The sequence below is a fragment of the Pricia sp. genome (assembly GCF_041745955.1).
GTDB lineage: Bacteria > Bacteroidota > Bacteroidia > Flavobacteriales > Flavobacteriaceae > Pricia.
In genome coordinates this window covers 1-4720 of the sequence record NZ_JBGTHY010000362.1, presented here as the reverse complement: position 1 = coordinate 4720, position 4720 = coordinate 1, and the positions used below count along the sequence as shown (strand labels likewise).

Genomic DNA, 4720 nt, shown 5'->3' with positions numbered 1-4720 from the left:
TGGTTCCTTCCGCCGGCCTTTCGGCCGACGGTCGTTATTATCTCCACAGTATGTCAATGAACTTTTCCTTTTTTACGCCCCCAAGGTTCCGATGGTCGCCCATCTGTCCCTCAAAGCGGGTGCAAATATAAGGGGGTTTTTCGAATAAAAAATACAAACAAAGATATTTTTTGATGTTTTTTCACATCTTCCTTTCAATCCCTTATTTACTAGTGCTTTACAACATCCTTGAAATTTAAGGGGCATTAAAAATACTATAATTTGTCCTTTTGTGCAAAGAATTCTATCCTTTTTTTTCATCCTATTATACTGATTACATACCCATCTCAATATCCAATTACATAAAAACATTTTATCCTTATATATAAATCCCCATTTCACGGTCAATAGGCACGCATAATTTAAGGTTGTACGCCTGAACACGGATTGCTATCTTTGGCATCTTAAAAAAACTGGAATGATCAAAATCACCTTACCCGATGGTACTGTAAAGGAATTTGCGAAGGGAAGCACACCGATGGATGTCGCCAATAGCATCAGCGCGGGTCTGGCGCGTAACGTTATTTCGGCCAAATTCAACGATACCGTAGTGGAAAGTGTTGCCCCGCTGAACGAAAACGGTAACCTAATACTCTATACTTGGAACGATAAGGAGGGGAAAAAAGCTTTCTGGCATTCTACTTCGCACATTGTCGCCCAGGCTTTGGAGGAACTGTATCCGGGGATAAAACTGACTATCGGGCCGGCGATCGAGAACGGCTTTTATTACGATGTGGATTTTGGGGCCGATACGATTTCCGAGAAGGATTTTCCGGCCATCGAAAAAAAGGCGCTTGAAATTGCGCGTGGCAAGCACGACTTTAAAATGCATCCTGTTTCGAAGGCGGACGCCCTATCCTCATATAAGGCACAAGGGAACGAATATAAGGTAGAGCTTATCGAGAATTTGGAGGACGGCACGATTACTTTCTGCGATCACGATACGTTTACCGACCTGTGCCGCGGGGGGCATATTCCCAATACCGGTATTGTCAAGGCGATTAAAATATTGAACGTGGCCGGGGCTTATTGGCGCGGTGACGAAAACAAGCCGCAACTTACACGTGTGTACGGCATATCTTTTCCGAAACAAAAGGAACTGACAGTATATCTCGAAATGCTCGAGGAGGCCAAAAAACGCGATCACCGGAAATTGGGCAAGGACCTTGGACTGTTCACTTTTTCACAAAAGGTGGGGCAAGGGCTTCCACTATGGTTGCCTAAAGGTGCGGCCTTGCGCGAACGTTTGGAGCAGTTTCTCAAAAAAGCACAGAAAAAAGCGGGCTACGAAATGGTCGTAACCCCACATATCGGATCAAAGGAACTTTATGTTACTTCCGGACATTATGAAAAATATGGTGCCGATAGTTTTCAGCCCATACGTACCCCGAAAGAGGACGAGGAGTTTTTGCTCAAACCAATGAACTGTCCGCATCACTGCGAAATCTATAACACCCGACCTTTCAGCTATCGCGAACTGCCGAAGCGTTATGCGGAATTCGGAACGGTATACCGGTACGAGCAGAGCGGCGAACTTCACGGGCTCACCCGGGTTCGTGGATTTACGCAGGACGACGCCCATATTTTCTGTACCCCTGAACAGCTTGATCAGGAATTCAAGAACGTTATCGACCTATCATTATATGTACTCGGAAGTTTGGGCTTCGATAACTTCACGGCGCAAGTTTCCGTTCGGGACCTCGAAACCCCTGAAAAATATATTGGTTCGGTTAATAATTGGGAAAAGGCCGAAAACGCGATCATCAACGCGGCTACCGAGAAAGGATTGGATTTCGTCATTGAAAAAGGAGAGGCCGCCTTTTACGGCCCGAAGCTGGATTTTATGGTCAAGGATGCCTTGGGAAGGCAATGGCAGTTAGGCACTATTCAGGTAGATTACAATTTACCCGAACGCTTCGACCTTACCTACAAAGGCAGTGACAACGAGCTGCACCGGCCGGTCATGATCCATCGTGCGCCCTTCGGAAGCATGGAGCGTTTTATCGCCCTGCTCTTGGAACATACGGCCGGAAATTTCCCGCTATGGCTGATTCCCGAACAGGCTATCGTACTGCCCGTGAGCGAGAAACATGAAAAATATGCCGAAAAAGTTTTAAGTTCCTTGGAAAATAACGAAATTCGCGCCCAAATTGATGCTAGAAACGAAACCGTTGGTAAAAAAATACGGGAAGCTGAAATGAACAAAATTCCTTTCATGCTCGTTGTAGGCGAAAATGAAGAGGAAGCGAACGCGATTTCCGTACGCCGACACGGGGGCGAAGATTTGGGATCCATTTCAATAAAACAGTTTACGGACTTGGTTGCTACGGAAATAAATAGTACCTTAAAGTCGTTTGTGTAATTTAAAGTTTAACTAAAAAGTAGAAGTCATAGCAATACGAAAAAGATTTAGGCCCCAACCTAGAAGGGAAAACAAGAACCCGCATAAAATCAATAGAAAAATATTGGCGCCAGAGGTACGATTAGTAGGCGACAATGTCGAACCTGGTGTTATACCCATACGTGAAGCATTGGACAAGTCCGTCGAGTTGGGACTCGACCTGGTGGAAATTTCACCGGATGCCAAGCCGCCCGTAGTCAAAATCATGGACTACAAGAAGTTTCTGTATGAGCAAAAGAAACGGGAAAAGGCGATGAAAGCCAAAGCGTCGAAAGTAACCGTAAAGGAAATACGTTTTGGGCCCAACACAGATGATCACGATTACGAGTTTAAGAAAAGACATGCGGAAGGGTTTTTGAAAGACGGTGCCAAATTAAAGGCTTATGTTTTCTTTAAAGGTCGTTCCATTGTTTACAAGGATAAAGGTGAAATACTGCTTTTAAAGCTGGCCCAAGAGTTGGAAGAGTTTGGAAAAGTAGAGCAATTGCCGCGACTGGAAGGAAAGCGAATGACTATGTTCATTGCGCCCAAGAACAAGAAATAGGGATTACTGATTATCAATCAATTTTGCCATAATCCGACTAAAACCAAGCCCTCTTCATAGGGCTTGATCCATCTGAAAAGAGATGCTGAAAATTCGGAGGGAGTATAATCCTGCTATTCTTCGCACGCTTTTGGGGCTACAGAGAAATTGAGTTTAATAAGTGAGATTAATATAAATAGGAAAAATGCCGAAACAGAAAACAAAATCCAGTGCCAAAAAGCGTTTTAAGCTGACCGGTACGGGAAAAATCAAGAGAAAGCACGCTTTTAAGAGCCACATTCTTACAAAGAAGTCTAAAAAGCGTAAGCTTAAATTAACGCATAGCACGCTGGTTCACAAAGCGGACGAAGCGAACATTAAAAATCAATTGTGCCTGAAATAAGTGTTGGGTTTAATTGAAAAAGGGAATGTATTAACCATGGAGTTGGGCTAAAAAGAGTTATCGGTTAAGAGTTTGGACCTGCCATCAGATAGGGTCGGGAGTTTTAACAAAAGATGGCCGCCTACTACAAAAACAAATTAAAAGTATGCCAAGATCAGTAAATGCAGTTGCTTCACGCGCTAGAAGAAAAAAGGTGATGAAGCAGGCCAAAGGGTATTTCGGACGACGTAAAAACGTTTGGACGGTTGCCAAAAATGCGGTAGAGAAAGCAATGTTATATGCTTATCGCGATAGAAGAAACAAAAAACGGACGTTCCGCGCCTTGTGGATTACCCGTATCAATGCCGGTGCACGCCAACACGGTATGTCCTATTCCCAATTCATGGGAGGGATGAAGGCCAAGGGTATCGAGCTGAACCGAAAGGTGTTGGCCGATTTGGCCATGAACCATCCGGAGGCTTTCAAGGCCCTTGTTGATAAAGTAAAATAACTAAAATGGTACCCTGACCGCCTGCATGAATGATAAAGTGGGGCAGTCAGTCGGAGAGCCACTATAAAAAATCCGATGGGTAAATTTACCCATCGGATTTTTTTTATGTCCCGAAGGCCGTAAGCACCAACTTTCTACCGGTGCCATGATTGCGATGCTCACAGAGATAAATTCCCTGCCATATCCCCAAATTCAATTTGCCGTTTGTAATCGGAACCTGCACCGATGCACCCATCAACGAAGCTTTGATGTGCGCCGGCATATCATCGGGACCTTCATAGTCGTGTACGTAATATGATGCATTTTCCGGAACCATAATGTTGATATGGCTCTCAAAATCGCTGCGCACCGTAGGGTCGGCATTTTCGTTGATGGTCAGGCTTGCCGAGGTATGTTTGATGAATACCTGCAGCATACCAGTATTTATGTCCCGTATTTCGGTCAAAGAATCCTCGATCGTATCGGTTATCAAATGAAAACCGCGTTTATGGGCCGGTAAGTGTAGTTCTTTTTGATAGAATTTCATAGGGAATTTATTTCGTCCGAACGAATGCAATATGATGTTGCCAGTTACGAATTAACGAATAAAACTAAAACTTTTACCATGCATTGCCTAATTTCATTTTGAAGGGATACCTTTGCCCGTTTAAATTGAATATCATGGATCTATCGCGAATAAAAATGGTCGTCACGGATATGGACGGAACTTTACTTAATTCCGATCACGAAGTAAGCGACCGCTTTCTCGAAATTTTTCAAAAACTGAAAGAACGTGACATTCTATTTGTAGCGGCCAGCGGACGGCAATATCAAAGTATAGTCGATAAATTGGCCAGCATTAAAAACGATATTACCGTCATTGCC

The 4720-nt window shown here is 43.9% G+C and carries 6 protein-coding genes; 5 read left to right on the top strand and 1 reads right to left on the bottom strand.

Annotated elements, in window-relative coordinates; translation table 11 throughout:
- Positions 1-457: 457 nt before the first annotated feature.
- From thrS to rplT, 4 genes are all read left to right on the top strand, one after another.
- Positions 458-2401, top strand: coding sequence for a threonine--tRNA ligase (gene thrS / locus ACEW8S_RS13480; protein ID WP_373518663.1), 1944 nt, complete (start codon positions 458-460; stop codon positions 2399-2401).
- 34 nt (positions 2402-2435) lie between these two features.
- A complete protein-coding gene (gene infC, locus ACEW8S_RS13475) occupies positions 2436-2984 on the top strand; it encodes a translation initiation factor IF-3 (RefSeq protein ID WP_373518664.1) in 549 nt (182 codons plus the stop codon).
- Between the two features lie 184 nt (positions 2985-3168).
- Positions 3169-3366 (top strand): 50S ribosomal protein L35, encoded by a 198-nt coding sequence (gene rpmI, locus ACEW8S_RS13470; protein ID WP_373518662.1) that lies wholly within the window; start codon positions 3169-3171, stop codon positions 3364-3366.
- Between the two features lie 145 nt (positions 3367-3511).
- Positions 3512-3856, top strand: coding sequence for a 50S ribosomal protein L20 (rplT, locus tag ACEW8S_RS13465; RefSeq protein ID WP_373518661.1), 345 nt, complete (start codon positions 3512-3514; stop codon positions 3854-3856).
- A gap of 103 nt (positions 3857-3959) precedes the next feature.
- Here rplT and ACEW8S_RS13460 read toward each other — a convergent pair whose 3' ends face one another.
- Positions 3960-4382, bottom strand: coding sequence for a secondary thiamine-phosphate synthase enzyme YjbQ (locus ACEW8S_RS13460; protein WP_373518660.1), 423 nt, complete (start codon positions 4380-4382; stop codon positions 3960-3962).
- 134 nt (positions 4383-4516) lie between these two features.
- On the opposite strand from ACEW8S_RS13460, the gene ACEW8S_RS13455 reads away from it, so the two are divergent.
- A partial coding sequence (locus ACEW8S_RS13455) for an HAD family hydrolase (protein ID WP_373518659.1) occupies positions 4517-4720 on the top strand: 204 nt, incomplete at its 3' end.

What these genes read in the sequence shown, in the direction of transcription:
- thrS (WP_373518663.1), top strand. Translation starts at nt 458, where the DNA reads ATGATCAAAATCACCTTACCCGATGGTACTGTAAAGGAATTTGCGAAG.
- rpmI (WP_373518662.1), top strand. Translation starts at nt 3,169, where the DNA reads ATGCCGAAACAGAAAACAAAATCCAGTGCCAAAAAGCGTTTTAAGCTG.
- rplT (WP_373518661.1), top strand. Translation starts at nt 3,512, where the DNA reads ATGCCAAGATCAGTAAATGCAGTTGCTTCACGCGCTAGAAGAAAAAAG.
- ACEW8S_RS13460 (WP_373518660.1), bottom strand. Translation starts at nt 4,382, where the DNA reads ATGAAATTCTATCAAAAAGAACTACACTTACCGGCCCATAAACGCGGT.